The sequence below is a fragment of the Aeromonas simiae genome (assembly GCF_000820125.1).
GTDB lineage: Bacteria > Pseudomonadota > Gammaproteobacteria > Enterobacterales > Aeromonadaceae > Aeromonas > Aeromonas simiae.
Genome location: NZ_CDBY01000009.1, coordinates 751 through 1499, shown reverse-complemented (window position 1 = coordinate 1499; position 749 = coordinate 751). Strand labels below are relative to the sequence as shown.

1 pseudogene is annotated in these 749 nt (G+C 67.2%); it reads left to right on the top strand.

Annotated features, from left to right (window positions below):
- Positions 1–749, top strand: a pseudogene (locus BN1134_RS18805) (TRAP transporter large permease subunit); the annotation flags it as partial.

Here is a 749-nt window from a genome sequence, read left to right as displayed (position 1 = left end):
GGCCGGCGCCGGCCACTACTTCATCCAGCTTGCCTTTAGCCTGCTCGGTCACCTGCGCGGTGGCCCGGCCAAGGCGGCGGTGGTCGCCTCGGCGCTGACCGGCGTCATCTCTGGCTCGTCCATTGCCAACGTGGTGACCACGGGCACCTTCACCATCCCCATGATGAAGCGGGTCGGTTTTTCCAAAGAGAAGGCCGGCGCGGTGGAGGTGGCCTCCTCGGTCAACGGCCAGATCATGCCTCCCGTGATGGGGGCGGCGGCCTTCCTGATGGTGGAGTACGTCGGCATTCCGTATGTGGAGATCATCAAGCACGCCTTCCTGCCGGCGGCCATCTCCTACATCGCCCTGCTCTACATCGTGCACCTCGAGGCGCTCAAACTCGGCATGCAGCCGATCGGCAACCGCCAGCCGCGCCCCTGGCTGCGCCGCCTGACCGGTTTTGCCTTTGGCGCCGCCCTCATCAGCGGCCTTTCGCTGGCGGTTTACTATGGCCTGGGCTGGCTCAAGCCGGCGCTGGGTGACTATGCCCTGCCGGGGATCGCCGCGCTGCTGCTGGTGGCCTACCTCGGCCTGCTCAAGATCGCCGCCAGCAACGAGCCGCTGCCGGCCGAAGATCCGGAGAAGACGCTCGACGAGCTGCCGCAGACCCGCGCCGTGCTGCTCTCCGGTCTGCACTTCCTGCTGCCTGTGGTGGTGCTGGTGTGGTGCCTGATGGTGGAGCGCCTCTCCCCCGGTCTGTCGGCCTTCT